24 protein-coding genes are annotated in these 26393 nt (G+C 59.1%); 15 read left to right on the forward strand and 9 right to left on the reverse strand.

The genetic code is table 11. The features are described from left to right. Window positions 1-6 precede the first annotated feature (6 nt). Genes def through HX811_RS27400 form a run of 5 tightly spaced genes read left to right on the forward strand, consistent with a single transcriptional unit; the run spans window position 7 to window position 4563 of the window. A complete protein-coding gene (gene def, locus HX811_RS27380) occupies window positions 7-513 on the forward strand; it encodes a peptide deformylase (RefSeq protein ID WP_003213617.1) in 507 nt (168 codons plus the stop codon). A 57-nt stretch (window positions 514-570) separates the two neighbouring features. After that, window positions 571-1530: a methionyl-tRNA formyltransferase gene (gene fmt, locus HX811_RS27385; RefSeq protein WP_003213615.1), complete on the forward strand. Its 960-nt coding sequence runs from the start codon at window positions 571-573 to the stop codon at window positions 1528-1530. Further along, on the forward strand, window positions 1527-2837 hold the full coding sequence (gene rsmB / locus HX811_RS27390) for a 16S rRNA (cytosine(967)-C(5))-methyltransferase RsmB (protein ID WP_177048250.1): 1311 nt from the start codon (window positions 1527-1529) through the stop codon (window positions 2835-2837). The genes fmt and rsmB overlap by 4 nt, the downstream gene beginning before the upstream one ends. A 22-nt stretch (window positions 2838-2859) precedes the next feature. Beyond that, window positions 2860-4233: a Trk system potassium transporter TrkA gene (trkA, locus tag HX811_RS27395; RefSeq protein ID WP_003213611.1), complete on the forward strand. Its 1374-nt coding sequence runs from the start codon at window positions 2860-2862 to the stop codon at window positions 4231-4233. A gap of 18 nt (window positions 4234-4251) precedes the next feature. Next, window positions 4252-4563, forward strand: coding sequence for a lipopolysaccharide assembly protein LapB (locus HX811_RS27400; protein ID WP_003213608.1), 312 nt, complete (start codon window positions 4252-4254; stop codon window positions 4561-4563). 130 nt (window positions 4564-4693) lie between these two features. Here the strand turns inward: HX811_RS27400 and HX811_RS27405 are convergent, their stop codons facing one another. Continuing rightward, on the reverse strand, window positions 4694-5581 hold the full coding sequence (locus tag HX811_RS27405) for a lysophospholipid acyltransferase (RefSeq protein WP_003213605.1): 888 nt from the start codon (window positions 5579-5581) through the stop codon (window positions 4694-4696). Window positions 5582-5621: 40 nt separating this feature from the next. Then, entirely contained in the window at window positions 5622-6179 is a 558-nt protein-coding gene (locus HX811_RS27410; protein WP_177048252.1) for a DNA-3-methyladenine glycosylase I, read from the reverse strand. An 81-nt stretch (window positions 6180-6260) separates the two neighbouring features. On the opposite strand from HX811_RS27410, the gene glyQ reads away from it, so the two are divergent. The 4 genes from glyQ to HX811_RS27430 all read left to right on the forward strand — a co-directional run bounded on the left by glyQ (window position 6261) and on the right by HX811_RS27430 (window position 10659). Then, window positions 6261-7214, forward strand: a complete 954-nt coding sequence (glyQ, locus tag HX811_RS27415) for a glycine--tRNA ligase subunit alpha (protein WP_003213601.1) — start codon at window positions 6261-6263, stop codon at window positions 7212-7214. Beyond that, on the forward strand, window positions 7211-9265 hold the full coding sequence (glyS, locus tag HX811_RS27420) for a glycine--tRNA ligase subunit beta (protein ID WP_003213599.1): 2055 nt from the start codon (window positions 7211-7213) through the stop codon (window positions 9263-9265). Before glyQ ends, glyS begins: the two co-directional genes overlap by 4 nt. 2 nt (window positions 9266-9267) lie before the next feature. Beyond that, window positions 9268-9804, forward strand: a complete 537-nt coding sequence (gmhB, locus tag HX811_RS27425; RefSeq protein ID WP_166742131.1) for a D-glycero-beta-D-manno-heptose 1,7-bisphosphate 7-phosphatase — start codon at window positions 9268-9270, stop codon at window positions 9802-9804. 84 nt (window positions 9805-9888) lie between these two features. After that, window positions 9889-10659, forward strand: coding sequence for a 1-acyl-sn-glycerol-3-phosphate acyltransferase (locus HX811_RS27430; protein ID WP_003213596.1), 771 nt, complete (start codon window positions 9889-9891; stop codon window positions 10657-10659). A 180-nt stretch (window positions 10660-10839) separates the two neighbouring features. Here HX811_RS27430 and HX811_RS27435 read toward each other — a convergent pair whose 3' ends face one another. The 3 genes from HX811_RS27435 to HX811_RS27445 form a co-directional block, all read right to left on the reverse strand. Continuing rightward, the gene (locus HX811_RS27435) at window positions 10840-13131 is read right to left on the reverse strand and encodes a CHASE2 domain-containing protein (protein WP_177048254.1); all 2292 of its coding nucleotides are present in this window, start codon (window positions 13129-13131) and stop codon (window positions 10840-10842) included. An 18-nt stretch (window positions 13132-13149) separates the two neighbouring features. Further along, window positions 13150-14145, reverse strand: coding sequence for a FecR domain-containing protein (locus HX811_RS27440; RefSeq protein WP_256343976.1), 996 nt, complete (start codon window positions 14143-14145; stop codon window positions 13150-13152). A gap of 269 nt (window positions 14146-14414) precedes the next feature. After that, window positions 14415-14666: a hypothetical protein gene (locus HX811_RS27445; protein WP_177048257.1), complete on the reverse strand. Its 252-nt coding sequence runs from the start codon at window positions 14664-14666 to the stop codon at window positions 14415-14417. A gap of 173 nt (window positions 14667-14839) precedes the next feature. Between HX811_RS27445 and HX811_RS27450 the strand changes: the two genes are divergently transcribed. Continuing rightward, window positions 14840-15562 (forward strand): response regulator transcription factor, encoded by a 723-nt coding sequence (locus HX811_RS27450; protein ID WP_003213588.1) that lies wholly within the window; start codon window positions 14840-14842, stop codon window positions 15560-15562. A gap of 98 nt (window positions 15563-15660) precedes the next feature. Here the strand turns inward: HX811_RS27450 and gyrB are convergent, their stop codons facing one another. The 4 genes from gyrB to dnaA are packed head-to-tail and all read right to left on the reverse strand — an operon-like array spanning window position 15661 to window position 21876. Beyond that, window positions 15661-18084 (reverse strand): DNA topoisomerase (ATP-hydrolyzing) subunit B, encoded by a 2424-nt coding sequence (gene gyrB / locus HX811_RS27455; protein WP_003213587.1) that lies wholly within the window; start codon window positions 18082-18084, stop codon window positions 15661-15663. Between the two features lie 4 nt (window positions 18085-18088). Beyond that, window positions 18089-19192: a DNA replication/repair protein RecF gene (recF, locus tag HX811_RS27460; RefSeq protein WP_003213585.1), complete on the reverse strand. Its 1104-nt coding sequence runs from the start codon at window positions 19190-19192 to the stop codon at window positions 18089-18091. A gap of 20 nt (window positions 19193-19212) precedes the next feature. Next, on the reverse strand, window positions 19213-20316 hold the full coding sequence (dnaN, locus tag HX811_RS27465; RefSeq protein ID WP_003213582.1) for a DNA polymerase III subunit beta: 1104 nt from the start codon (window positions 20314-20316) through the stop codon (window positions 19213-19215). A 39-nt stretch (window positions 20317-20355) separates the two neighbouring features. Further along, window positions 20356-21876 (reverse strand): chromosomal replication initiator protein DnaA, encoded by a 1521-nt coding sequence (gene dnaA / locus HX811_RS27470; protein ID WP_032868695.1) that lies wholly within the window; start codon window positions 21874-21876, stop codon window positions 20356-20358. 585 nt (window positions 21877-22461) lie between these two features. On the opposite strand from dnaA, the gene rpmH reads away from it, so the two are divergent. The 5 genes from rpmH to mnmE all read left to right on the forward strand — a co-directional run bounded on the left by rpmH (window position 22462) and on the right by mnmE (window position 26391). Beyond that, window positions 22462-22596 carry a 50S ribosomal protein L34 gene (gene rpmH, locus HX811_RS27475; RefSeq protein WP_003213577.1) on the forward strand — a complete coding sequence of 45 codons (135 nt, stop codon included), beginning with the start codon at window positions 22462-22464 and terminating at the stop codon, window positions 22594-22596. A 16-nt stretch (window positions 22597-22612) separates the two neighbouring features. After that, the gene (gene rnpA / locus HX811_RS27480; RefSeq protein ID WP_010168490.1) at window positions 22613-23017 is read left to right on the forward strand and encodes a ribonuclease P protein component; all 405 of its coding nucleotides are present in this window, start codon (window positions 22613-22615) and stop codon (window positions 23015-23017) included. Continuing rightward, a complete protein-coding gene (gene yidD, locus HX811_RS27485; protein ID WP_003213574.1) occupies window positions 23010-23255 on the forward strand; it encodes a membrane protein insertion efficiency factor YidD in 246 nt (81 codons plus the stop codon). The genes rnpA and yidD overlap by 8 nt, the downstream gene beginning before the upstream one ends. 2 nt (window positions 23256-23257) lie before the next feature. Next, a complete protein-coding gene (yidC, locus tag HX811_RS27490; protein ID WP_003213572.1) occupies window positions 23258-24940 on the forward strand; it encodes a membrane protein insertase YidC in 1683 nt (560 codons plus the stop codon). A gap of 80 nt (window positions 24941-25020) precedes the next feature. Beyond that, window positions 25021-26391: a tRNA uridine-5-carboxymethylaminomethyl(34) synthesis GTPase MnmE gene (gene mnmE / locus HX811_RS27495; protein WP_177048259.1), complete on the forward strand. Its 1371-nt coding sequence runs from the start codon at window positions 25021-25023 to the stop codon at window positions 26389-26391. Window positions 26392-26393: the final 2 nt, after the last annotated feature.

Raw genomic sequence — 26393 nt, forward strand, 5'->3', positions numbered from 1 at the left:
ACGCTTATGGCTATTTTGAACATCCTCGAATTTCCGGACTCACGCCTGCGCACCATCGCCAAGCCAGTGGCCGTAGTGGACGCCAAGGTTCGTCAGTTGGTCGATGACATGTTTGAAACAATGTATGAAGCCCCGGGTATCGGCCTCGCCGCGACCCAGGTCGACGTGCATCAGCGCGTCGTGGTCATGGACCTGTCCGAAGACCGCAGCGAGCCCCTGGTGTTTATCAACCCTGAGTTCGAAACCCTGACCGACGAGATGGGCCAGTACCAGGAAGGCTGCCTGTCGGTGCCCGACTTCTACGAGAACGTCGACCGTCCCCAGCGCGTCAAGATCAAGGCCCTGGACCGTGACGGCAAGCCGTTCGAGATGATTGCCGAAGGCCTGCTGGCGGTGTGCATCCAACACGAGTGCGACCACCTCAACGGCAAGCTGTTTGTCGATTACCTGTCCACGCTTAAACGCGACCGGATCAAGAAGAAGCTGGAAAAGAAGCATCGCCAGCAAGCTTGATTCCCTTCTTTCAAAGGCTTGCTCCGGCAAGCCTTTTTCTTTTGTGAGACGTTTCCCATGACCGAGCCACTGCGCATCGTTTTTGCCGGCACCCCCGAATTCGCCGCCGAACACCTCAAGGCCCTGCTCGCCAGCCCTTATGAAATCGTGGCGGTCTACACCCAGCCCGATCGCCCGGCCGGTCGTGGGCAAAAACTGATGCCCAGCCCGGTCAAGCAGCTGGCACTGGAAAACAACATTGTGGTGCTGCAGCCGCCGACCCTGCGCAACGCCGATGCCCAGGCCGAACTGGCTGCGCTGAAACCAGACCTGCTGGTGGTGGTGGCCTACGGCTTGATCCTGCCCCAGGCTGTGCTGGATATCCCGCGCCTGGGCTGCATCAACAGCCACGCCTCGCTGCTGCCTCGCTGGCGTGGCGCGGCACCGATCCAGCGTGCCGTCGAAGCCGGTGATGCGCAAAGCGGGGTGACCGTGATGCGCATGGAAGCAGGCCTGGACACCGGGCCGATGCTGCTGAAAGTCACCACTCCGATCACCGGGCAAGACACCGGCGGCAGCCTGCATGATCGCCTCGCCGAAATGGGCCCGCCGGCTGTCGTCCAGGCCATCGCCGGCCTGGCTGCCGGCACTCTGCAAGGTGAAGTTCAGGACGACAGCCTCGCTACCTACGCCCACAAATTGAACAAGGATGAAGCCCGCATCGACTGGAGCCGCCCGGCCGTTGAGCTGGAGCGTCTGGTGCGTGCCTTCAACCCGTGGCCGATCTGCCACAGCACGCTCAATGGCGAGGCCTTGAAAGTACTGGCCGCCACCCTGGCCGAAGGCAAGGGCGCCCCCGGCGAGATCATCGGCGCCAGCAAGGACGGCCTGTTGGTAGCGTGCGGTGAACAGGCGCTGTGTCTGACCCGTCTGCAATTGCCCGGCGGCAAGGCGCTGAACTTCAGCGATTTGTTCAACAGCCGCCGTGAGAAATTTGCCGTTGGCATCGTCCTCGGCCAAGCGGTGGACGCGCAATGAACCCACGTCTGGCCGCCGCCAAGGCCCTGGCCGCCGTGCTCAACGGCAAGGCTTCCCTCAATAGTTCGTTGCCGACCCAACTGGATAAAGTCGAAGACCGCGATCGCGGCTTTACCCAGGACCTGGCCTTCGGTACCGCCCGCTGGCAGCCACGTTTATCGGCGCTGGCGGCCAAGCTGCTGCAAAAGCCGTTCAAGGCGGCGGACGCCGATGTCGAGGCGCTGCTGCTGGTGGGCCTGTATCAACTGCTCTACACCCGCGTGCCGGCCCACGCGGCCATCGGCGAAACCGTCGGTTGCGCCGACAAGCTGAAAAAGCCTTGGGCCAAGGCCCTGCTCAACGCCGTGCTGCGCCGCGCCCAGCGCGAAAGCGAAGCGCTGCTGGCCGAACTGGAACATGACCCGGTGGTGCGCACCGCCCACCCGCGCTGGCTGCAAAAATCCCTGAAGGCATTCTGGCCCGAGCAATGGGAAGCCATCTGCGCCGCCAACAATGCGCACCCGCCGATGATCCTGCGGGTCAATCGCCGTCATCACACTCGCGACGCTTATCTCACATTGCTTGGCGAAGCCGGTGTAGCGGCCACGGCCTGCGTCTACAGCCAGGACGGCATCGTTCTTACAGAACCGGGCGATGTACGTAACCTGCCCGGGTTCGCCGAAGGCTGGATCAGCGTGCAGGACGAAGCCGCTCAACTGGCCGCCGACCTGCTGGACCTGGCCCCGGGCCAACGCGTACTGGACGCCTGTTGCGCCCCCGGCGGCAAGACCTGCCACATCATGGAAGTGCAAGCAGACCTGGCCGGTGTCGTCGCCGTCGACCTGGAAGCCAAGCGCCTGGTGCGTGTGCGGGAAAACCTCGCCCGCCTAGGCCTCAGCGCCGAGCTGATCGCCGCCGACGGCCGCGACACCGCCACCTGGTGGGACGGCAAGCTGTTCCAGCGCATCCTGCTGGACGCACCGTGCTCCGCCACCGGCGTGATCCGCCGCCACCCGGACATAAAGCTGACCCGCCAACCCGACGACATCGCCGCCCTGGCCGTGCTGCAAGGCGAGTTGCTGGACGCGTTGTGGCCGACCCTCGAAGTAGGCGGCATCCTGCTGTACGCCACCTGCTCGACGCTGCCCACCGAAAACACCGAAGTCATCGAAGCCTTCCTGGCCCGCACCAGCGGCGCACGGGAACTGGACCTCGACATCCAGGCCGGGATCAAGCAGCCTCATGGCCGCCAGTTGCTGGCCCAGGAAGGCGGCCACGACGGGTTCTATTACGCCAAGCTGATCAAGATTGCCGCCGCTCGCGGCTGAATGGTTTTAAGGGAGTGACCGGATGAAAATCATCATCCTCGGCGCAGGGCAGGTTGGCGGTACGCTGGCCGAGCATTTGGCCAGCGAAGCCAACGACATCACCGTGGTCGACACCGACGCGGAGCGCCTGCGGGATTTGGGCGACCGTTTGGACATCCGTACCGTACAAGGCCGCGCCTCGTTTCCTACAGTGCTGCGCCAGGCCGGTGCCGACGATGCCGACATGCTGGTGGCAGTCACCAACAGTGACGAGACCAACATGGTTGCCTGCCAGGTCGCCCACACCCTGTTTCACACTCCGACCAAGATCGCCCGAGTGCGTGAGGCGGCCTACCTGACCCGCGCCGGACTGTTCGACAACGACGCGATCCCGGTCGATGTGCTGATCAGCCCGGAACAAGTGGTCACCCATTACATCAAGCGCCTGATCGAACACCCGGGCGCCTTGCAGGTGATCGACTTCGCCGAAGGCAAGGCACAGCTGGTGGCGGTCAAGGCCTACTACGGCGGGCCGTTGGTGGGCCAGCAACTGCGCCAGCTGCGCGAGCACATGCCCAACGTCGAGACGCGGGTGGCGGCGATCTTCCGTCGCGACCGGCCGATTCTGCCCCAGGGCGATACGGTGATCGAGGCTGACGACGAGGTGTTTTTCATCGCCGCCAAAGCGAACATTCGCGCGGTGATGAGCGAAATGCGCCGTCTGGATGAGACCTATAAACGCATCGTCATCGCCGGCGGCGGGCAGATCGGTGAGCGCTTGGCCGAGGCCATCGAAAGCCGCTACCAGGTGAAGATCATCGAGATGAATCCGGCACGCTGCCGGTATTTGTCCGATACCCTCGACAGCACCGTGGTCCTGCAGGGCAGCGCCTCGGATCGTGATCTGCTGCTGGAAGAAAACATCGCCGACGCCGACATCTTCCTGGCCCTGACCAACGATGACGAAGCCAACATCATGTCGTCGTTGCTGGCCAAGCGGCTGGGGGCGAAGAAGGTGATGACCATCATCAACAACCCGGCCTACGTCGACCTGATCCAGGGCGGCGATATCGACATCGCCATCAGCCCGCAACTGGCGACCATCGGCACCTTGCTGGCCCACGTGCGCCGCGGCGATATCGTCAGTGTGCACTCGTTGCGCCGGGGTGCGGCGGAAGCCATCGAGGCGATTGCCCACGGTGATTCAAAATCAAGCAAGGTGATTGGCAAGGCGATCCGCGATATCGGCCTGCCGCCGGGCACCACCATTGGTGCAATCATTCGCGATGAAGAAGTGATCATCGCCCACGACGACACGGTGATCGCCACGGGCGACCACGTGATTCTGTTCCTTGTGGATAAAAAACATATCCGCGATGTGGAGAAGCTGTTCCACGTGGGCCTGAGCTTTTTCTGATCAAACGGAGTGACCGACATGCTCGAATCCCTGGAAAAAATGCTCGCCAAGGGTGTGGATAACTCACTGCTGCGGTTTGGTTTGGGCAAGGGTTATCTTGATCTGAAGGACAACGCCAAGGCGGCCGAGCATTTGCAGAAATGCGTCGAGTTCGACCCGAAGTATTCGGCGGCGTGGAAGCTGTTGGGCAAGGCGCAGCTGGGGCAGGGTGATAACGCTGCAGCGCGGTTGGCTTGGGAGAAGGGTATTGAAGCGGCCCTGGCACATGGCGACAAGCAGGCCGAAAAGGAAATGACCGTATTCCTGAAGAAACTCGACCGCCAGGCCTGAAAGAGACTCCTGTGGGAGCTGGCTTGCCTGCGATGCAGGCGACTCGGTCTTTCAGTTACACCGAGGCGATGCCATCGCAGGCAAGCCAGCTCCCACACTGGATCTGCGTGGGTCTACAGATCGACGTACATCAATACCACCGCGCCTCACCCGGCGGGCGTTTCTTGAAGCGTTTCATGCTCCACATGTACTGGCTCGGGTAAGCCCCCACATAGCGCTCCACCACCTTGCTCATCGCCGCACACGAAGTGGCGGTGTCGGTGCTGTACATGTCTTCCGGCGCCGCTTCCAGGATCACTTTGTAGCCCGAGCCATCCGGCAGCCGCAGGGCATGCAGGAACACCCCGACCGCCTTGTGCCCCGCCAGCATGTTCGGCACGAACTTGCTGGTCAGCGCCTGGGTGGCGAAGAACGGCACGAAGATCCCGGCCGATTCCGCCGGCTCCGGATCCGCAGGAATCCCCACCTGGCCGCCTTTGCGCACTTCCTTGATGACACTGAGGATGCCTTCCTTGGTGGACGCCGCCACGCGGTTACCCAGTTGCACCCGCTGTTTGCGCAGCAAGTCATCCACCGCCTTGAGCTTCGGCGGGCGGTAGAAAATGATCGGTTTGCACTGGCTGCAATAGAAGTGGTTCAACACTTCCCAGTTGCCCAGGTGGCTGGTGATACCGACCACGCCTTTGCCCGAGGCCAGGGCTTCGTGCAGCACTTCCAGGCCTTCGACCTCGCGCACCAGGTCGATGGAACGCTGGGCCGGCCAGATCCAGGCACAGGCGCTTTCGGTCAGGGACTTGCCGATGTCCATCAGGCTGCGTCCAACCAGGCGCTCGCGCTCGGCCGGATCCATGTCCGGGAAGCATTTGGACAGGTTGATCCGCACCGTCTCACGGGAACGGTTGGGGGTTTTCCACATGATCCAGCCAATTGCCGAACCGACCGCTTGCACCGCGCGCCAGGGCAGCAGGGCAAACAACCGAAGAGCGCCTACCAGCAAGGCGCCTTTAAACTTTTCCACAGGTCACTCCTGATCGTGTGTGGTGCGCAAAGCCGCCATTCTAACCGGCGTTGGCGAGGTCCGCGTAACGGTCGCAGTCCTGAGTGTGGTCCATGACCATGCCCGAGGCCTGCATGAACGCGTAGCAGATGGTCGGCCCGACGAACGTGAAGCCGGCTTTTTTCAAGGCTTTGCTCATGGCCTCAGCCTCCGGCGTAATGGCCGGGACCTGGCTGCGGTCCTTGAAATGATTGACCTTGGGCACGCCGCCCACAAACGACCACAGAAACTTCACGGGGTCCTGCAGCGCCAGCCAGGCGGCGGCATTGCGCCGGGTAGCATTGAGTTTCAGGCGGTTACGCACGATGCCCGGATCGAGCATCAGCGCTTCGATCTCGGCATCACTCAGTTGGGCCAGACGCTGCGCATCAAAGCCGAACAAGACCTTTCGATAATGCTCGCGTTTGCGTAAAACGGTGATCCAGGACAGGCCCGCCTGGAACCCTTCGAGCAAAAGCAACTCGAACAGTCCCTGCGCATCGCGCAGCGGCGTTCCCCACTCCTGATCGTGATAAGCCATGTACAGCGGATCTTCAGAACACCAAAAGCAGCGTGGCATAAGGCTCCAGGGGATGGTGGCGCGGCCGAATCGGGTATACTCCCGCTCTTTAAATCGCAGCCCAAGTAACAGGTGAATTTCGTGAGCCAGCCTACGCCAGCCGTGCGTACCTTCCAAGACTTGATCCTCGCCCTCCAGCAATACTGGGCCGAGCAAGGTTGTGTGGTACTTCAGCCCTACGATATGGAAGTAGGCGCCGGCACTTTCCACACCGCTACCTTCCTGCGGGCCATCGGCCCGGAAACCTGGAACGCCGCTTATGTGCAGCCCAGTCGTCGCCCGACTGACGGCCGCTACGGCGAAAACCCGAACCGCCTGCAGCACTACTACCAGTTCCAGGTGGTTCTGAAGCCAAACCCGGACAACTTCCAGGAGCTGTACCTGGGCTCGTTGAAACATGTCGGCCTGGACCCGCTGGTCCACGACATCCGTTTCGTCGAAGACAACTGGGAATCGCCAACCCTGGGCGCCTGGGGCCTGGGCTGGGAAGTCTGGCTCAACGGCATGGAAGTGACACAGTTCACTTACTTCCAGCAAGCCGGCGGCATCGAGTGCTACCCGGTGACCGGCGAGATCACCTACGGTCTCGAGCGCCTGGCCATGTACCTGCAAGGCGTGGACTCGGTCTACGACCTGGTGTGGGCTGACGGCCCGTTCGGCAAGGTGACCTATGGCGATGTGTTCCACCAGAACGAAGTGGAGCAGTCGACCTACAACTTCGAACACGCCAACGTCGAGAAACTGTTCGAGCTGTTCGACTTCTATGAAAGCGAAGCCAAGCGCCTGATCGAACTGGATCAGCCGTTGCCGTTGCCAAGCTATGAAATGGTGCTGAAGGCGTCTCACACCTTCAACCTGCTGGATGCTCGCCGTGCCATCTCGGTCACCGCGCGCCAGCAATACATCCTGCGTGTACGCACCCTGGCGCGTTCCGTCGCCCAAGCCTACCTGCTGGCTCGCGCCAAGCTGGGCTTCCCGATGGCCACCCCGGACCTGCGTGATGAAGTGTTGGCTAAGCTGGAGGCTGCACAATGAGTGCTCAAGATTTCCTGGTTGAACTGGGCACCGAAGAGCTGCCACCCAAGGCACTCAACACCCTGGCCGACGCGTTTCTGGCCGGTATCGAAAAAGGCCTGCAAACCGCTGGCCTGAAGTTCGCAGCGAAGAAGGTCTACGCTGCGCCACGCCGCCTGGCGGTGTTGCTCACCGCGCTGGAAACCCAGCAGCCGGACCGCAGCATCAACCTCGACGGCCCGCCACGCCAGGCCGCCTTCGATGCTGAAGGCAACCCGACTCAAGCCGCCCTTGGTTTTGCCAAGAAGTGTGGCGTCGAGCTGAGCGAAATCGACCAGAGCGGCCCGAAGCTGCGTTTCAGCCAGGTCATCACCGGCAAGCCGACCGCCAGCCTGTTGCCGACCATCGTTGAAGACTCGCTGAACGACCTGCCGATTCCCAAGCGCATGCGCTGGGGTGCCCGCAAGGAAGAGTTCGTGCGCCCGACCCAATGGCTGGTGATGCTGCTCGGTGACCAGGTCATCGACTGCACCATCCTCGCCCAGAAGGCCGGCCGTGATTCACGTGGCCACCGCTTCCACCATCCTGAAGCCGTGCGCATCACCGCGCCCGCCAACTACCTCAATGACCTGCGTGCAGCCTATGTGCTGGCGGATGCCAATGAGCGCCGCGAGCTGATCAGCAAGCGTACCGAAGAGCTGGCCCGCCTGCAGGAAGGCACCGCCATCGTGCCGCCAAGCCTGCTGGACGAAGTGACCGCTTTGGTTGAATGGCCAGTGCCGCTGGTGTGCTCGTTCGAGGAGCGTTTCCTCGACGTGCCGCAGGAAGCGCTGATCACCACCATGCAGGACAACCAGAAGTATTTCTGCCTGCTGGACGTCGACGGCAAGTTGCTGCCGCGCTTCATCACCGTGGCCAACATCGAAAGCAAGGACCCGCAGCAGATCATCGCCGGTAACGAAAAAGTCGTTCGCCCGCGCCTGACTGACGCCGAGTTCTTCTTCAAGCAAGACAAGAAGCAGAAGCTCGAAGACTTCAACCTGCGCCTGCAGAACGTGGTGTTCCAGGAAAAACTCGGCAGCGTATACGACAAGGCCGTACGGGTTTCCAAGCTGGCGGCCTACATCGCGCCACGCATTGGTGGCGATGCTGCCTGGGCTGCGCGTGCCGGCCTGCTGTCCAAGTGCGACCTGGCCACCGAGATGGTCGGCGAGTTCCCGGAGATGCAAGGTGTTGCCGGTTACTACTACGCCCTGAATGATGGCGAGCCGCAAGACGTCGCCCTGGCGCTGAACGAGCAGTACATGCCGCGCGGTGCTGGCGCCGAGCTGCCGACCACCCTCACCGGTGCGGCCGTGGCCATCGCTGACAAGCTGGATACCCTCGTCGGTATCTTCGGTATCGGCATGTTGCCTACCGGCAGCAAAGACCCGTATGCGCTGCGCCGTGCGGCCCTGGGCGTGCTGCGCATCCTGATCGACAAGAAGCTCGACCTCGACCTGACCCAGGCCGTGGTGTTTGCGGTTGGCCAGTTCGGTGCCAAGGTCAAGCAAGCCGGCCTGGCCGAGCAAGTGCTGGAGTTCGTGTTCGACCGTCTGCGTGCGCGTTACGAAGACGAAGGCGTGGACGTTTCGGTGTACCTGTCGGTACGTGCCCTGCAACCAGGTTCGGCGCTGGACTTCGACCAGCGTGTGCAGGCCGTACAGGCCTTCCGCAAGCTGCCGGAAGCCGGTGCCCTGGCCGCCGTGAACAAGCGTGTATCGAACCTGCTGAGCAAGGCCGACAACCTCGGCAATGCCGAAGTCGACCCGGGCCTGTTTGCCGATGCCAAGGAGTTCTCGCTGAACTCGGCCATCGCCAAGGCGGAAAACGCAGTGAAGCCGCTGATCGCCGAACGCAACTACGCCGAAGCACTGGCGCGCCTGGCCACCTTGCGTGAGCCGGTGGATGCGTTCTTCGAAGCGGTGATGATCAATGCCGAAGACGCGGGCGTGCGGAAAAACCGCTACGCCATGCTGGCGCGCCTGCGCGGCCTGTTCATCAATATCGCTGACATTTCCGTACTGAGCTGACCATGTTGAAACTGCTGATTCTCGATCGGGACGGAGTGATCAATTACGACTCCGACGCTTACATCAAATCGGTGGCGGAATGGATTCCACTGCCCGGCTCGATCGAGGCCATCGCGCAGTTGAGCAAAGCGGGCTGGACAGTGGCCATCGCCACCAACCAGTCCGGCATCGCCCGCGGCTACTACGACATCGCCACCCTCGACGCCATGCACGCGCGCCTGCGCACGCTGGTGGCCGAGCAGGGCGGTGAAGTAGGGCTGGTGGTGTATTGCCCGCACGGCCCGGATGAAGGCTGCGATTGCCGCAAGCCCAAACCGGGTATGCTTAAAACTATTGCTGAACATTACAACGTGCCGTTGGCTGGGCTATGGTTTGTCGGGGACAGCCTCGGTGACCTGGAAGCCGCCAAAGCCGTCGACTCTCAGCCAGTTTTGGTAAAAACCGGGAAAGGCGAAAAGACCCAGGCTAAAACCCTGCCGGTAGGTACTTTGATTTTTGACGATCTGGCGGCGGTTGCCGCAGAACTTATCAACAACTAGCAGCCCTTCTGACTTCCTGACCAAGGACTGTTCGGGAGCGCGCTTTTAACAGGCGGGCGTTGTCCCGCAACGGTAAATGCCGCCATGTCGATTTTGCAGGCCATCAGAACCTTCTTCTTTTACCTGCTGTTGGGCACCAGCTCTTTTCTCTGGTGCACCCTGAGCTTTTTTATCGCGCCTTTCCTGCCGTTCAAGGCGCGCTATCGTTTCATCAACGTCTTTTGGTGCAACTGCGCGCTGTGGTTGACCAAGGTGTTCCTGAACATTCGTTTCGAGATCAAGGGCGCCGAAAACGTCCCGGACCAGCCTTGTGTGATTCTGTCGAACCACCAGAGCACCTGGGAAACCTTTTTCCTGTCTGCGTATTTCTCGCCCCTGAGCCAGGTGCTCAAGCGTGAGCTGCTGTACGTACCATTCTTCGGCTGGGCCATGGCCATGCTGCGACCGATCGCCATCGACCGCGACAACCCCAAGGCCGCACTCAAGCATGTGGCCAAGAAGGGCGATGAGCTGTTGAAAGATGGGGTTTGGGTGCTGATCTTCCCTGAAGGCACACGCGTGCCCTACGGCACTGTGGGCAAGTTCTCACGTGGCGGTACGGCCCTGGCGGTGAACGCCGGGCTGCCGGTGCTGCCGATTGCCCACAACGCCGGCAAGTTCTGGCCAAAGACCGGCTGGGCCAAGCGTGAAGGCACCATCACTGTAATCATTGGCGAGCCCATGTATGCCGAGGGCGAAGGCCCACGTGCCATTGCAGCGCTGAACGACCGTGCCCAGGCATGGAATGAAGCGCAACAAAGGGCCATGGGTTCGTTGCCGCCGGAGCCGGTCGTGGTGGATACGCCGGTGATTTGAGTTTCTGTGGATAACCTGTGTACGGTTTGTTGGCGAATTGCGCTTTTTAGCTTATAGGCTGCTGATTTACTTACATATTTCCCAAGCTCATAAAACGGCGGAAAAGGTGCATAAGTTTTTTCCGCATTAAAAAACCGGTCCTTGAGACCGGTTTTTTATGCACAGGTGAAAAGCCGCGATTCAGTCTCGCCACAATGGCAGTTGAAGGATGAAGGTCGTACCTTTATCCACCTCGCTCTCGCAGCGAATTCTCCCACCGTGACGATCCACGACGGCCTTGACCATGGTCAGCCCCAACCCCAATCCTTCACTGCCCTGAGCCGAGGCGAAGCGCCGGTATTGAGCGAAGAGTTCGGGCAAATCCTGCGGGGAGATTCCTCGCCCCTGGTCGCTGATACGGCACTGCAAAGCGTCTTCATGGCTGGTCAGGCTTAACGTAACGGTGGTGCCCGATGGGCTGTATTTCACCGCATTTTCCAACAGATTGAATAAGGCGCGGGTCAGCAGCGATTGATCCGCCCACACCATTTCTTCGCCGTCTTCATCCAGGTGATGGACCAGGCGAATGCCTTTCAACTGGGCGTGCACTGCGACTTGATCAAATGCGTCGAGCACCAACATGGCGAACAGGCTGGGCTGGAATTGGTAGCCATCGGATTCGGCTTTCGCCAACTGCACGAATGATTCGGTCAGGTTCAGGGCACGGCGGACTTGTTGTTCGATCTGCGCAAATATCGGCGCGGCGGTGTCCTGAACATCCAACAGGGCCAGGATCGCCGAATGCGGCGCACGCAAGTCATGGGACAGAAAGCGCAGCAGGGTCTCCCGTTGCTGCTGGGTATCACGCTCAATGCTCAGGTCTGTGAGGCTCAGCAGCCAGCCCAGGGCCACGTCACCGTCTGCAGGCAGCAGCGGCGCCAGGTCGAGGCGCAGGCTGCGGTCAAGGGTATCGCGGAACTCGACAATCTCCAGCGTCGACAGGGCAGGGCGAACACCGTCCTGCAGCGGTGGATAACCTAATGCGGCGAGCTGATCCAAGAGGTTTTCGGCCACCAGTTCATTGTCGAACACATCGCGGGCAATTCGATTGGCCAGCAGGACGTTGCCCTTGGGATCGGTAATCAAGGTTGCTACAGGCAAACATTCCAGCCCATCGGCCATGAAGCGACGAGTGTCCCGGGTACGGCTGACCGCTTGTTCGAGGGCGAAGATTCGTCCCTGCAATACATCACCCTGGCTGGCGGGCGCTCGACGGCGCTCCGGGAGCACTTTGGGCTCGTTGTCCAGGCGTGCCAGTTCCCAGCCGAAGTAGGCCAGGATCACGCTCAGGCGCCGCCAGTTCCAGATCAGATAGCTGAGCAACATGCCAACCAGACTTGCTGCCGGCGACCACCAATGGCCCAGGCGCAACAGGCCCCAAGAACCCAGAAGCGCAGCCCCCATGCAACCGAGGGTCAGCCACAGTGCATAACGCGGTCGAAACAGCAGAAGGCCCAACAGCACCGCGACCATCGCGGTGGCCAGTAGCGTCGCCATCCACACGGGCAGATCGACAATACTGCGCCCTTGCAGCAAGCCATTGAGAATATTTGCCTGGATCTCCACGCCCGGGGTGGTGCCGACACTGGCCGAAAGCGGCGTGACATAACGGTCGCCCATGCCCGGTGCCGTAGCGCCAATCAGGATCAAGCGGTCGCGTAGCAACTCGGATGGCACCTCCCCGCGCAAGACACTGATATACGGCACGCTGGGAAAGCCGGCATGACTGGCAATAAAAGGAATTCGAATGGCATTTTCCCGCTGCCAGCTGGAGCTTTCCGACGGACCAGGTGCGCCCGGCATTCCGGATGGCTGGCCGCTCAGTTCAAACGCCAGCCAGGCTAACTGCGGTGTCAAATTACCTGGTGGACCTTCACGCAAATACAGGCTTCGAACGATGCCGTCGCTGTCCGCTTCCACGTTGATATGGCCGACGCTACGGGCGCAATCACGCAAGGGCAACACGGGCAGGATTTGCGCCACAGGCTGGCCGTAGCGCGGCGAGCCTTCACGAATCAAAGGCAACAGGACGTTGCCAGCGTTGCACATAGCCTCGGCCAGGCGCAGGTCATTGGCTGGCTCCCGGGCGGGCTCGCTGAAGATCACATCAAACAGGATGCCGGCAGGCTTGGCGGCGCTCAGCCGATCAAGCAGGTCGGCATGCACACGTCGGGACCATGGCCATTGGCCAAGTTCCTTCAGGCTTCGGTCGTCGATCGTTACCAGCAGGATACGTGGATCCACCGATAAAGGTGCCAGCCGGCGGAGGCTGTCATACAGCAGGTTATTGAGGGCCAGGCCAGGGCTCAGGGACAGGAAGGCCGTGATGGGTAATAGCAACAGGCTGACCCACAGCCATTCGCGCACCAGGCCATTGAACAGCCGCTGAGCCTGAGTCGGTTGGCGCTTTTCAGCCCTGTGCCACAGCCTCACCGGCTCGCGTCCAGGGCACTACTGCACGCGGTTCGCGGGTGGGTAATAGAAAATGTCATAAACCCCGGTTTCTCCCTCAAGCCCGTGTTCATCATATGCCGACAAGCGAACGTGATAGAACGATGCTTTCAGCCCAGTGAAGCGCATTTGCGGCTTGTCGGAGAAGTTTTCCTGCTTGATGTTCAGAAACTCCTTATCGGTCGCGACCTGGGCCCGGTAGCGCTGGGCCCCGGCCAATGGCCGCAGGAACAGGGTCCAGACAGGCGCATCGCCCTTTTGGCCGTCCTGGCCGACCAACCGTGGCGCATCAAGCAGTTCCACGGGTTTGAGTTCACCTTGTTTCTTGAACGCCAGGCCCTGCCGCGCACCAACCTTTACTTCACCAGAGACTGGACCGGTAATGGGCTTCTTCTTGATAGGGCGCGGGCTCGGTGGAGCGTCATCACGATTGACCGCCACTTGCCCGTTGAGTACTTCCACCAGCGATTGTTCGCCATCGTTACGCACACGGAAATGCGTGCCGCGTACCCCCAGAACGCCCACCGGGGTCATGATCTGGAAACGGTCATAGTCGCTGGCACGCTTGATCACGTAAGCCTCGACCTGACCTTCTTCAAGAATCACCTGGGGAATGGATTGCTCCTCGACCAGATGCAATCGGACCTGGGAGCTGGAGGGCAAGACAATCCGCGAGCCGTCCCCCAGCATCAGGCTGACAAATGCGCCCGATGAGGTTTTCACGCTTTCTTGTTCATCAATGAACATGCCTTCTTCCAGGGCCGTGGACACACCCTTGGCATCCAGTTTCCAGGCTTCCCCCGTGAGGTGCTGCACCACTGCCGGAAGCGGTTGCGCGCGGCACATCCGGTTGTCGTCGATATAGGGTGCACGGGGAGGGGCAGGGCGTGCCAAGGCCGGAAGACTCACTACGCCAAGCGTAACGATCAGGCCCGAACTCAACAGCGTAGAAGCGGCAGAGCGGAATCGGCAAGGGAAAAAGGTCATGGCGCTCATCAAGATTCTAGTTCTAATGGGTCATCAGAAAGCACTTTCAGGCAGCGTCTTGCAGCGGGAAGACCTTGATTACCGTCTACGATACTCGATGAGGTATCCAGTCGATAGCCGAAATATCTGGGAGCGTGAGATCCATTGCAGAAGATGACACGTCCCTGTGTCGGAGCACTTCCGTCGCTCCAATCCGTGTGTCATCCAGCGAGAGCGAATTTACCTACAACATAGGTGCATCGGACCGATTCGCAACATTTGTTCAGATTTGCGGGTACTTAAAATACCCAACGTTGGGTCTGCTGCTGTTCGCTGAGTTGCTGAAACGGTGAATGGGCGAAGCCCAAGCCATTGCCGGGCTCACTCAAAGTCTGACGTTCCTCGAATGGCATAGGTATAGCCGGCTTATTGGCCCCGACCGTTTCCGTGCCCAGCGTAGCAACCATCACCACCAATACCAGTCTTCCCCATACATCAACCTTCCCCAGAACGGCCATACGTCTCGAAACAGCATAAAACCAGATTGCCATTGATCCTTTTCCTGAAGGTCTCGAGCCGGTATCTTCCCAGCTTGGGTGTTGACGATTTCCATTGGCTTGCGGCCATTTGATATCAGCGTACCGAGAGATTCAGAGGGCCTGAGAATCTGGCCATAATTGTTCAGATTCGATGCCCGCATTCTTCAATAAGAAAGGACCCTGCCATGCGTGTCGCAATACTGGATGACGAACCTGCTGAACTGCGGCGGGTGGAACAGACACTGCGACAAATCCCCAGCGCTGCGGATCAGCCATGGACCCTGCACTGCTTCGAGCGTGGAGAAGACCTGCTGCGACAACTGCGCCGCGAGACCTTCGACTTGCTGATCCTTGACTGGCAACTGCCCGACCTCAGTGGCCTGGCATTGCTGCGCTGGACCCGCGAGCACATGGAAGCGCCGCCAGCCGCCATCATGCTTACCAGCCGCGATGCCGAGAGCGATATCGTCCAGGCGCTGAACAGTGGTGCAGATGATTACGTCAGCAAGCCGTTTCGTCCCAATGAGCTTAAGGCTCGGGTGAATGCCGTTCTGCGTCGCCACGGGTTGCAGAAGTCTGCAGCCAGTGAGGTGCATACCTTCAATGACCTGACCTTTGATGATGCTGAACTCACGGTGAGCAGGGCGGGAAAACCCATCAGCCTGACGGAGCGCGAATACCGCCTGGCGCGGTGCCTGTTTGAGAACCTGGCGCGGCCGCTGTCTCGAGAGTACCTGTATGAACGGTTCTGGACCCATGAGGAGATGGTGTCGTCGCGGCCGCTGGATACGCATATTTATCGGCTGCGAAATAAGCTCGGGCTGACGGCGGATCGGGGTTGGCAGTTGCTGACGATCTATGGGTACGGATATCGGTTGGAGAGTGTGACGGCGGCTTCCGAGGACTGAGATGTTCCACGTGGAGCATTTATAAAATGCTCATATCCATCCCATAAAAAAGGCCAACGCTAAGCGTTGGCCTTTTTTGTTTTTGCGCTGCAACCTGATCAGAAGTCCAGGTTGGAAACCGCCAGGGCATTGCTCTCGATGAAGTCACGACGAGGCTCGACCGCATCACCCATCAGGGTGTTGAAGATCTGGTCCGCGCCAATGGCGTCTTCGATGGTCACGCGCAGCATGCGACGCTGGGCTGGGTCCATGGTGGTTTCCCACAGCTGATCCGGGTTCATTTCGCCCAGACCTTTGTATCGCTGAATGGTATGGCGCTTGGTGCTTTCCGCCATCAACCAGTCCAGGGCTTCCTTGAACTCTTTGACCGCTTTCTTGCGCTCGCCACGCTGAATGTAAGCACCGTCGTCCAGCAGGGTGCTCAGTTGCGCGCCGAGGGTAACAACCGTCTTGTAGTCGTTGCTGCCGAAGAAGTCGCGGTTGAAGGTGACGTAGTTCGACAGGCCGTGGGAGATCAGTTCGACCTCTGGCAGCCAGACGTTACGTTCACGGTCTTCACGCAGGCTAGCTTTGTAGACCAGGCCGGATTTTTCAACGGTACGCAGGCGGACTTCGTACTGGGCCAACCAAGCCTGCATGTGGGCATGATCACCCAACTGCTCCAGGCTGACGGATGGCAGGTAGATGAAGTGCTCGGTCAGCTCCTGGGGGTACAGGCGCGACAAACGCTTGAGGGTCTTCATCACCATGCGGAAGTCGTTTACCAGGCGCTCCAACGCTTCACCGGAGATGCCCGGGGCTTCGTCGTTCAAGTGCAGGCTCGCATCTTCCAGGGCCGACTGCGTCATGTACTCTTCCATGGCGTCGTCGTCTTTGATGTATTGCTCTTGCTTGCCTTTTTTCACTTTGTACAACGGTGGCTGGGCGATGTAGATGTAGCCACGCTCGATCAACTCCGGCAACTGACGGAAGAAGAACGTCAGCAGCAGGGTGCGGATGTGCGAACCGTCAACGTCAGCATCGGTCATGATGATGATGTTGTGATAGCGCAGCTTGTCGATGTTGTACTCATCGCGGCCGATGCCACAGCCCAGGGCGGTGATCAAGGTGCCGACTTCCTGCGAGGAAATCATCTTGTCGAAACGCGCCTTCTCGACGTTGAGGATCTTACCCTTCAACGGCAGGATAGCCTGGGTGCGACGGTTGCGACCCTGCTTGGCGGAACCGCCAGCAGAGTCACCTTCCACCAGGTACAGTTCGGAGAGGGCAGGGTCTTTCTCCTGGCAGTCAGCCAGTTTGCCCGGCAGGCCGGCGATATCCAGCGCACCTTTACGACGCGTCATCTCACGGGCTTTACGCGCCGCTTCACGAGCCCGTGCTGCGTCGATCATCTTGCCGACAACCAGCTTGGCTTCGTTCGGGTTTTCCAGCAGGAAGTCGGAGAAGTACTTGCCCATTTCCTGTTCGACCGCTGTCTTCACTTCGGAGGACACCAGCTTGTCTTTGGTCTGGGAGCTGAACTTCGGATCCGGAACCTTGACCGAGATAATGGCGGTCAGGCCTTCGCGGGCATCGTCACCGGTGGTGGCGACTTTGTGTTTCTTCGCCAAGCCTTCCGCTTCGATGTAGGTGTTCAGGTTACGCGTCAGTGCAGAACGGAAACCCACCAGGTGAGTACCGCCATCGCGCTGAGGAATGTTGTTGGTGAAGCACAACAGGTTCTCGTTGAAGCTGTCGTTCCACTGCAGGGCGATTTCTACGCCGATGCCGTCTTCACGCTGGATGTTGAAGTGGAACACCTGATTGACCGCGGTCTTGTTGGTGTTCAGGTATTCAACGAACGCACGCAGGCCGCCTTCGTACTTGAACAGCTCTTCCTTGCCGCTGCGTTCGTCCTTGAGGACGATACCCACACCGGAGTTCAGGAAAGACAGTTCACGAATCCGCTTGGCCAGAATGTCCCAGCTGAAGTGGATGTTCTTGAAGGTTTCAGCCGAAGGCTTGAAGTGAATCTGCGTACCCGTGCTTTCGCTGTCACCGACGATTTTCATCGGTTCCTGTGGAACACCATGAACGTAAGTCTGTTCCCAGATCTTGCCGCTACGACGTACAGTCAGGATCAGCTCTTCAGAAAGGGCGTTTACTACCGAAACACCTACACCGTGCAAACCGCCGGATACTTTATAGGAGTTATCGTCGAACTTACCGCCGGCGTGGAGCACGGTCATGATGACCTCTGCCGCCGAAACGCCTTCTTCTTTATGCACATCTACCGGAATGCCGCGACCGTTGTCGCGTACGGTGATGGATTCGTCCGGGTGGATGATGATGCTGATGTCGTCGCAGTGACCGGCCAAAGCTTCGTCGATCGAGTTATCGACCACCTCGAACACCATGTGGTGCAGACCGCTGCCATCATCGGTATCACCGATGTACATACCGGGACGTTTGCGTACGGCATCCAAACCTTTAAGCACTTTAATGCTGGTCGAGTCGTACGTATTCGTATTTTCTTCGCTCATGCCTTCACTCCCGATGGTCGTGGGTCTGGGTGATACGGCCTTGTTCCACGTGGAACAAAGCGACTGGCGTTTCCGTCTGCCAGCCTTCCCTCAATAATTCGTGGTCTACACAGGTGATAAACACCTGGCAGCGTAAGTCTTCCAACAAGCGGCATAACGCGCGGCGGTGCTGCTCGTCCAGTTCGGACGGCAAGTCATCCACCAGATAAATACATTGCCCGCGCCGGGCCTGGCTAACCAGATGCCCCTGGGCGATACGCAAAGCGCAGACCACCAACTTCTGCTGACCGCGGGACAAGATATCCGCAGCATTATGTGCGCCCAATCTAAGGCGCAAATCAGCCCGTTGTGGTCCGGCCTGGGTGTGACCAATTTGCTGATCCCGTTGCAAGGACGTCGCGAGCACTGCACTCAGTTCCCGGTCTTTGTCCCAACCACGGTAGTAGCTCAACGTCAGCCCCTCGAGTTCAAGTAACTCGCTCAAGGTCTGCTCAAAGACTGGTTTCAAGGCTTTGATATAGGCGCGGCGGTATTCATCTATTTCAGCGCTGGCCAGGCACAGTTCCCGGTCCCAAGCAGCTTGCGAAGCGGCGTCAAGTGTACCATGCCGCAGCCATGAGTTCCGCTGCCGCAGGGCCTTCTGCAGGCGCTGCCAAGTGGCCATGAAACGCGGTTCCACGTGGAACACTCCCCAATCGAGGAATTGCCTGCGGATTTTTGGCGCGCCTTCCAGCAAGCGGAAGCTGTCCGGGTTGATCAGTTGCAGCGGCAGGATTTCTGCCAGCTGCGCAGCACTACGAGCATTCTGCCCATCGATGCGGATTTGAAACTCCCCCTGACGATCACGAGAAATCCCCAGGCTGCTATGACCGCCTTCGGCCAATTCGACTTGGCCAAATACTGTGCACGCCAGTTGTTCGTACTGAATCACCGGTAACAAGCGGGCACTGCGAAAGGAACGAGCGAGCCCCAGCAGGTGAATGGCTTCCAGCACGCTGGTTTTGCCACTGCCGTTGGCGCCGTGGAGGATATTGATGCGGGGGGAGGGGGAGAAGGTCACCGGGTGCAAATTGCGCACCGCGGTGACCGAGACGCGACTGAGGGACATCTAGCTTCTGCTGAACATGATTACAGGCGCATCGGCATGACAACGTAAGCCGAGTCATCGTTGTCGGATTCTTGTACCAGGGCGCTGCTGTTGGAGTCAGACAGAATCAGGCGAACCTGTTCAGTGGTCATCACGCCCAGCACGTCCAGCAGGTAGCTGACGTTGAAGCCGATTTCCAGGTTGCCGCCGTTGTAGTCGACGCCCACTTCTTCTTCCGCTTCTTCCTGCTCAGGGTTATTCGCCTGGATTTTCAGTTGGCCGTTGGCCAATTGCAGGCGGATACCACGGTATTTCTCGTTGGAAAGAATAGCGGTACGGCTGAACGCTTCACGCAGGGCCTGACGATCACCGATCACCAGCTTGTCGCCGCCTTTTGGCAGAACGCGCTCGTAATCCGGGAACTTGCCGTCAACCAGCTTGGAAGTGAAGGTGAACTCGCCAGTGGTCGCGCGGATGTGGTGCTGGCCCAGCACGATACTGACATTGCCATCCGGCTCGGTCAGCAGGCGCGCGAGTTCCAGAATACCTTTACGCGGCACGATCACCTGGTGGCGATCCGGCTGACCGATATCGGCCTTCATCGAGCACATGGCCAGACGGTGACCGTCGGTGGCTACGGCGCGGATGATGCCTTCGGAGACTTCCAGCAGCATGCCGTTAAGGTAATAACGCACGTCCTGCTGGGCCATGGCGAAGCTGGTGCGCTCGATCAAGCGGCGCAGTCGGCTTTGTTCCAGGCTGCAGGTCAGCGAGCCTGGGCCTTCTTCCACGGTCGGGAAGTCGTTGGCCGGCAAGGTCGACAGGGTGAAACGGCTGCGACCGGCCTTGACCACCAGCTTTTGCTCATCAACCTTGATGTCGATCAGCGCGTCGTTGGGCAGGCTCTTGCAGATGTCCATCAGCTTGCGCGCCGGCACGGTGATCTCGCCGGGTTCGGCGGGCTCTTCGAGCTGGACGCGACCGACCAGCTCGACTTCCAGGTCGGTACCGGTCAAGGACAATTGCTGGCCTTCGACAACCAGCAATACGTTGGAAAGCACCGGCAAGGTCTGTCGGCGCTCGACGACGCCTGCGACCAGTTGCAGGGGTTTCAACAGGGCTTCGCGTTGAATGGTGAAATGCATGGTCTAGTCCCTTGCCTTAATAAGCTGCGCTGGTGTTCATCAAGTAGTCAGTGTACGCAGCAGGTTCTTGTAGTCCTCGCGAATATCCGCGTCGGATTCCTTAAGTTCGTTTATCTTGCGGCACGCGTGCAAGACCGTGGTGTGGTCGCGACCGCCAAACACATCACCAATTTCCGGCAGGCTGTGGTTGGTCAGCTCTTTGGAGAGCGCCATCGCTACCTGGCGGGGACGTGCTACCGAGCGCGAACGGCGCTTGGACAGCAGGTCGGAAATCTTGATCTTGTAATACTCGGCCACGGTGCGCTGGATGTTATCCACACTCACCAGCTTGTCTTGCAACGCCAGCAGGTCTTTCAGGGATTCGCGAATCAGCTCGATGGTGATGTCACGCCCCATGAAGTGCGAGTGAGCGATGACCCGCTTGAGTGCGCCTTCCAGTTCACGCACGTTGGAGCGAATGCGCTGGGCGATAAAGAACGCGGCGTCGTGCGGCAGGTCGACTTTGGCCTGGTCGGCCTTTTTCATCAGGATCGCGACGCGGGTTTCAAGCTCCGGCGGTTCTACCGCTACGGTCAGGCCCCAGCCGAAGCGCGACTTCAGGCGCTCTTCCAGGCCTTCGATTTCCTTCGGATAACGGTCACTGGTCAGGATGACCTGCTGGCCACCTTCGAGCAACGCGTTGAACGTGTGGAAAAACTCTTCCTGGGAACGTTCCTTGCGGGCGAAGAATTGAATGTCATCGATCAGCAAGGCATCAACGGAACGGTAGAACCGCTTGAACTCGTTGATGGCGTTGAGCTGCAACGCCTTGACCATATCGGCCACGAAGCGCTCCGAGTGCAGGTACACGACCTTGGCATTCGGGTTCTTCTTTAATAGGTGGTTACCCACGGCGTGCATCAAGTGAGTTTTACCCAAGCCAACGCCACCATAAAGGAAGAGCGGGTTGTAACCATGCTTGGGGTTGTCGGCGACCTGCCAGGCTGCCGCGCGGGCCAGCTGGTTGGATTTACCTTCGACAAAGTTCTCAAAGGTGAACGTGCGGTTCAGATAGCTGGTGTGCTTGAGCGCACCCTCTACCTGGACGGTGCGCTGTTCGGCACGAACCGGGGCCTGTTGTGAGCTGGCGCCGGCCATTGGGTCAAAGCTGTCGCGGGACGGCTCTTCATTTATAGGCGCGTTTTTCTGCGACGAGGATTTCGAAGGCGTCTGGGCGACCGGGGCTGGCGAGTTATTAACAGGTGCCGCAGCGGCCTGAGCCTGGGAGGCACTGGCAGCCAACGGTGCATTCGGCGCAGCACGAGGTGCCGAGCTACGTTTGCTGCCTATTAATAAGGAGAGCACCGGAGCAAGCCCGTTGCCGTGTTCGTCGAGCAATTCGAGAACGCGGCTCAGGTATTTCTCGTTGACCCAGTCGAGAACAAAACGATTGGGTGCGTAGACACGCAACTCGTCGCCTTCGGCTTCGACCTGTAGCGGACGGATCCAGGTGTTGAATTGCTGGGCAGGCAGCTCATCGCGCAAAAGCTCCACGCACTGCTGCCAAAGTTCCACTGACACGGATATCCCCTAAGTTGAAAGCCGGTGAGGCAAAAACAGCCGCCATTGTAGCGGCCAGCCGCCCACTTATCCACATGTAGGTTGCTCACAGGGCGCCAAGAATCAATGCCTTAACCGTAAAAAAGGCGACAAATGGTCTGTGCATAAGCTCTGTGGATAAGCGCCCCTAAGCCCGTTGTACAAGTGGGGTCGAAAGTCTGTGGGTAACTGGCCTGTGGATAACTAGCCATTCCACACACAGCTTATCCGATAGCGCAGCACAGGCAGAGCACCGTTTCTCCCCCGTGTTGTCATTCTCTGTACAGCCCGTAGAATACGGCCTCAAGGCAGTTATCCACAGAAGATGGGGTGCCTAGCTTTTATAAGCTTTACAGAAAAGCTTTAAATAACTTCCTTCTTTATTTTTATATCTATGGCATTGCTCGTGAAAGGCGAATCGCCCGGATTCGGTCCGCAGGCCTCCAGATATCTAATTAAAGGAAAAGCTGGTTGGAAATTGACCTAGAGGCTTGCTTTCTCTAGAATCGCCGGTCTCTTAAAACGGGGGCCATTCCGGCCCGTTGTGGACGAACCAGGTAACACGCCATGAAACGTACTTTCCAACCAAGCACCATCAAACGCGCCCGTACTCACGGCTTCCGTGCTCGCATGGCCACCAAGAACGGCCGTGCTGTCCTGTCGCGTCGCCGCGCCAAAGGTCGTGCGCGTCTGGCAGTTTGATAATCCGGTACTGGTGGTGAGTCAGGACTTCAGTCGGGAAAAGCGTCTGCTAACCCCCCGGCATTTCAAGGCAGTCTTTGACTCCCCCACCGGCAAGGTTCCGGGGAAAAATCTCCTGCTCCTTGCGCGTAACAACGATCTGGATCACCCCCGTCTCGGGTTGGTGATCGGCAAGAAGAGCGTAAAGCTCTCCGTTGAGCGCAATCGCCTCAAGCGTCTGATGCGCGAATCGTTTCGCCTCCACCAGGAAACTCTGGTTGGTTGGGATATTGTTATCGTCGCGCGCAAAGGCTTGGGGGACGTAGAAAACCCCGAATTGATTCAGCATTTCGGCAAGCTCTGGAAACGTTTGGCTCGTACCAACAAGCCAGCACCAGCTGTCAGCACCGAAACTGTAGGGGTAGACAGTACTGATGCGTAAACTGGCCCTCGTTCCGATCCAGTTTTATCGCTATGCCATTAGTCCCCTGATGGCAAACCACTGTCGTTTCTACCCCAGTTGTTCCTGCTACGCGTTGGAAGCCATAGAAAATCATGGCCTTCTGCGCGGTGGCTGGCTGACCTTTCGTCGTTTAGGTCGCTGTCATCCGTGGAATCCCGGTGGTTATGACCCGGTTCCGCCTATCCCTACCTCCCGTTCTTCTTCGATGGCCGAGTAATCATGGATATTAAACGCACGATCCTGATCGTCGCCCTGGCAATCGTGTCCTACTCTATGGTTCTTAAGTGGAACCAGGATTATGGCCAAGCTGCCCTGCCGACTCAGAATGTTGCTACCAATCAGTCGGCGCCGGCTATTCCGGATACGCCACTGGGTAACAATGCTGCCGCCAGTGCCGATGTACCCAGCGCGAATGCCGATACCAGCACCCCGGTAGAAACCCCGGTCGTCACCAATAAAGACCTCATCCATGTAAAAACGGATGTACTGGACCTGGCAATCGACCCACAGGGTGGTGATATCGCCCAGCTGAAATTGCCGCTGTATCCACGTCGCCAAGACCATCCGGATGTTCCGTTCCAGCTGTTCGATAACGGTGGCGAACGTGTATATCTGGCGCAAAGTGGCCTGACCGGTACTGACGGTCCGGATGCTCGTGCTACCGGTCGTCCGGTTTATTCGACCGAACAGAAGACTTATCAACTGGCCGATGGCCAGAACCAGTTGAACGTCGACCTGAAATTCAGTCACGACGGCGTCAACTACATCAAGCGTTTCAGCTTTACCCGCGGTTTGTACGATCTGAAAGTCACTTACCTGATCGACAACGAAAGCGCGAAGCCGTGGACGGGCAACCTGTTTGCCCAGCTCAAGCGTGACAACAGCGCCGATCCTTCTTCCAGCACCGCCACCGGCACCGCGACTTACCTGGGCGCAGCCCTGTGGACAAGTAGCGAGCCGTACAAAAAAGTGTCGATGAAAGATATCGACAAGGGCGCGCTGAAAGAAACCGTTCAAGGTGGCTGGGTTGCCTGGTTGCAACACTACTTCGTGACCGCATGGATCCCGAACAAAGGTGATGCCAACCTGGTTCAAACCCGCAAAGACAGCCAAGGCAACTACATCATTGGCTTTACTGGCCCGACGTTGACCGTCGCCCCGGGTGCCAAGGCTGAAGCCAGCGCCACGTTGTACGCCGGTCCGAAGAGCCAGGCAGTCCTCAAAGAGTTATCCCCAGGTCTGGAACTGACTGTGGATTACGGCATTCTGTGGTTCATTGCCCAGCCTATTTTTTGGCTGCTGCAACATATCCACAGCATTGTGGGTAACTGGGGCTTCTCGATTATCCTGCTGACCATGCTGATCAAGGGGATCTTCTTCCCACTGTCGGCCGCCAGCTACAAGTCGATGGCGCGTATGCGTGCCGTGGCCCCGAAACTGGCTGCGCTGAAAGAACAACATGGCGATGACCGGCAGAAAATGTCCCAGGCCATGATGGAGCTGTACAAGAAAGAGAAAATCAACCCGCTGGGTGGATGCTTGCCGATTCTGGTGCAGATGCCGGTGTTCCTGTCGCTGTACTGGGTGCTCCTGGAAAGCGTGGAAATGCGCCAGGCTCCGTTCATGCTGTGGATAACTGACCTGTCGATCAAAGACCCGTTCTTTATCCTGCCGATCATCATGGGCGCGACCATGTTCATCCAGCAGCGCCTGAACCCGACTCCGCCGGACCCGATGCAGGCCAAGGTAATGAAAATGATGCCAATCATCTTCACCTTCTTCTTCCTGTGGTTCCCGGCTGGTCTGGTGCTGTACTGGGTGGTCAACAACTGCCTGTCGATCTCCCAACAGTGGTACATCACACGTAAAATCGAAGCGGCTACCAAAAAAGCCGAGGCGTAATTTACTCTGTGGATAACACCACTCAAGACGCCCCCTAGTGGGGCGTTTTGCTTTCTGTCACTTTTATCCGGGTACCCGCCATGAGCGCTCCTCGTGAAACCATCGCCGCTGTCGCCACCGCTCAAGGTCGTGGTGGTGTCGGTATCGTTCGTATTTCCGGGCCGCTCGCCGGCGTGGCGGCCCAGGCCATCAGCGGGCGGGAACTGAAGCCGAGGTATGCGCATTACGGGCCGTTTTTAGGTGCTGATGAAGAAGTGCTGGATGAAGGTATCGCCCTTTATTTCCCGGGGCCGAACTCCTTTACCGGCGAAGACGTCCTGGAGCTGCAAGGCCACGGCGGCCCGATCGTTCTGGACATGCTGCTGCAGCGTTGCCTGCAGTTGGGTTGCCGCCTGGCACGTCCGGGTGAATTCAGCGAACGCGCGTTTCTCAACGACAAACTCGACCTGGCCCAGGCCGAGGCGATTGCCGACCTGATCGAAGCCAGCTCTGCACAAGCTGCGCGCAATGCGTTGCGCTCGTTGCAGGGCGCGTTTTCCCTGCGTGTGCATAACCTCACCGAGCAGTTGATCAGCTTGCGCATCTACGTGGAGGCCGCGATTGATTTCCCGGAGGAAGAAATCGACTTCCTTGCCGATGGCCATGTCCTGGCGATGCTGGATAAGGTTCGCGACGAGTTATCCACAGTGCTGCGCGAAGCCGGGCAAGGTGCCTTGCTGCGTGACGGTATGACCGTGGTGATTGCCGGCCGTCCCAACGCCGGCAAGTCGAGCCTGCTCAATGCCCTGGCCGGGCGAGAGGCCGCGATCGTCACCGAGATCGCCGGCACCACGCGGGATATCCTGCGCGAACATATCCACATCGATGGCATGCCCCTGCATGTGGTGGACACCGCTGGACTGCGTGACACCGATGACCAGGTGGAAAAGATCGGGGTGGAACGCGCGTTGAAGGCCATCACGGAAGCTGACCGCGTGTTGCTGGTGGTGGATGCCACCGCGCCAGAGGCTGCAGACCCGTTCGCACTGTGGCCGGAATTCCTCGAAAAACGGCCGGACCCGGCCAAGGTCACGCTGATTCGCAACAAGGCTGACCTGACGGGCGAGGCAATTGCCCTGCAAGTCAGTGAAGATGGCCACGTGACAATCAGCTTGAGTGCCAAGGCTGCAGGAGAAGGGCTGGAACTGCTGCGCGATCATCTGAAAGCGTGCATGGGCTACGAGCAGACTTCGGAAAGCAGCTTCAGCGCTCGTCGCAGGCACCTGGAGGCACTGCGGCATGCCAGCGCCGCCCTCGAGCATGGCCGTGCGCAACTGACGCTGGCAGGAGCCGGTGAGCTGCTGGCTGAAGATTTACGCCAGGCGCAGCAGCTGTTGGGGGAGATCACCGGCGCATTCAGCTCCGATGATTTGTTGGGGCGGATCTTTTCAAACTTCTGTATCGGGAAATAGGC

Source organism: Pseudomonas sp. F8002 (assembly GCF_013385495.1).
In the GTDB taxonomy this organism is placed as follows: domain Bacteria; phylum Pseudomonadota; class Gammaproteobacteria; order Pseudomonadales; family Pseudomonadaceae; genus Aquipseudomonas.

Coding starts and splice junctions, on each gene's coding strand:
- def (WP_003213617.1), top strand. CDS start 7: ATGGCTATTTTGAACATCCTCGAATTTCCGGACTCACGCCTGCGCACC.
- fmt (WP_003213615.1), top strand. CDS start 571: ATGACCGAGCCACTGCGCATCGTTTTTGCCGGCACCCCCGAATTCGCC.
- rsmB (WP_177048250.1), top strand. CDS start 1,527: ATGAACCCACGTCTGGCCGCCGCCAAGGCCCTGGCCGCCGTGCTCAAC.
- trkA (WP_003213611.1), top strand. CDS start 2,860: ATGAAAATCATCATCCTCGGCGCAGGGCAGGTTGGCGGTACGCTGGCC.
- HX811_RS27400 (WP_003213608.1), top strand. CDS start 4,252: ATGCTCGAATCCCTGGAAAAAATGCTCGCCAAGGGTGTGGATAACTCA.
- HX811_RS27410 (WP_177048252.1), bottom strand. CDS start 6,179: ATGCCACGCTGCTTTTGGTGTTCTGAAGATCCGCTGTACATGGCTTAT.
- glyS (WP_003213599.1), top strand. CDS start 7,211: ATGAGTGCTCAAGATTTCCTGGTTGAACTGGGCACCGAAGAGCTGCCA.
- gmhB (WP_166742131.1), top strand. CDS start 9,268: ATGTTGAAACTGCTGATTCTCGATCGGGACGGAGTGATCAATTACGAC.
- HX811_RS27430 (WP_003213596.1), top strand. CDS start 9,889: ATGTCGATTTTGCAGGCCATCAGAACCTTCTTCTTTTACCTGCTGTTG.
- HX811_RS27440 (WP_256343976.1), bottom strand. CDS start 14,145: ATGAGCGCCATGACCTTTTTCCCTTGCCGATTCCGCTCTGCCGCTTCT.
- HX811_RS27445 (WP_177048257.1), bottom strand. CDS start 14,666: ATGGCAATCTGGTTTTATGCTGTTTCGAGACGTATGGCCGTTCTGGGG.
- HX811_RS27450 (WP_003213588.1), top strand. CDS start 14,840: ATGCGTGTCGCAATACTGGATGACGAACCTGCTGAACTGCGGCGGGTG.
- gyrB (WP_003213587.1), bottom strand. CDS start 18,084: ATGAGCGAAGAAAATACGAATACGTACGACTCGACCAGCATTAAAGTG.
- recF (WP_003213585.1), bottom strand. CDS start 19,192: ATGTCCCTCAGTCGCGTCTCGGTCACCGCGGTGCGCAATTTGCACCCG.
- dnaN (WP_003213582.1), bottom strand. CDS start 20,316: ATGCATTTCACCATTCAACGCGAAGCCCTGTTGAAACCCCTGCAACTG.
- rpmH (WP_003213577.1), top strand. CDS start 22,462: ATGAAACGTACTTTCCAACCAAGCACCATCAAACGCGCCCGTACTCAC.
- yidD (WP_003213574.1), top strand. CDS start 23,010: ATGCGTAAACTGGCCCTCGTTCCGATCCAGTTTTATCGCTATGCCATT.
- yidC (WP_003213572.1), top strand. CDS start 23,258: ATGGATATTAAACGCACGATCCTGATCGTCGCCCTGGCAATCGTGTCC.
- mnmE (WP_177048259.1), top strand. CDS start 25,021: ATGAGCGCTCCTCGTGAAACCATCGCCGCTGTCGCCACCGCTCAAGGT.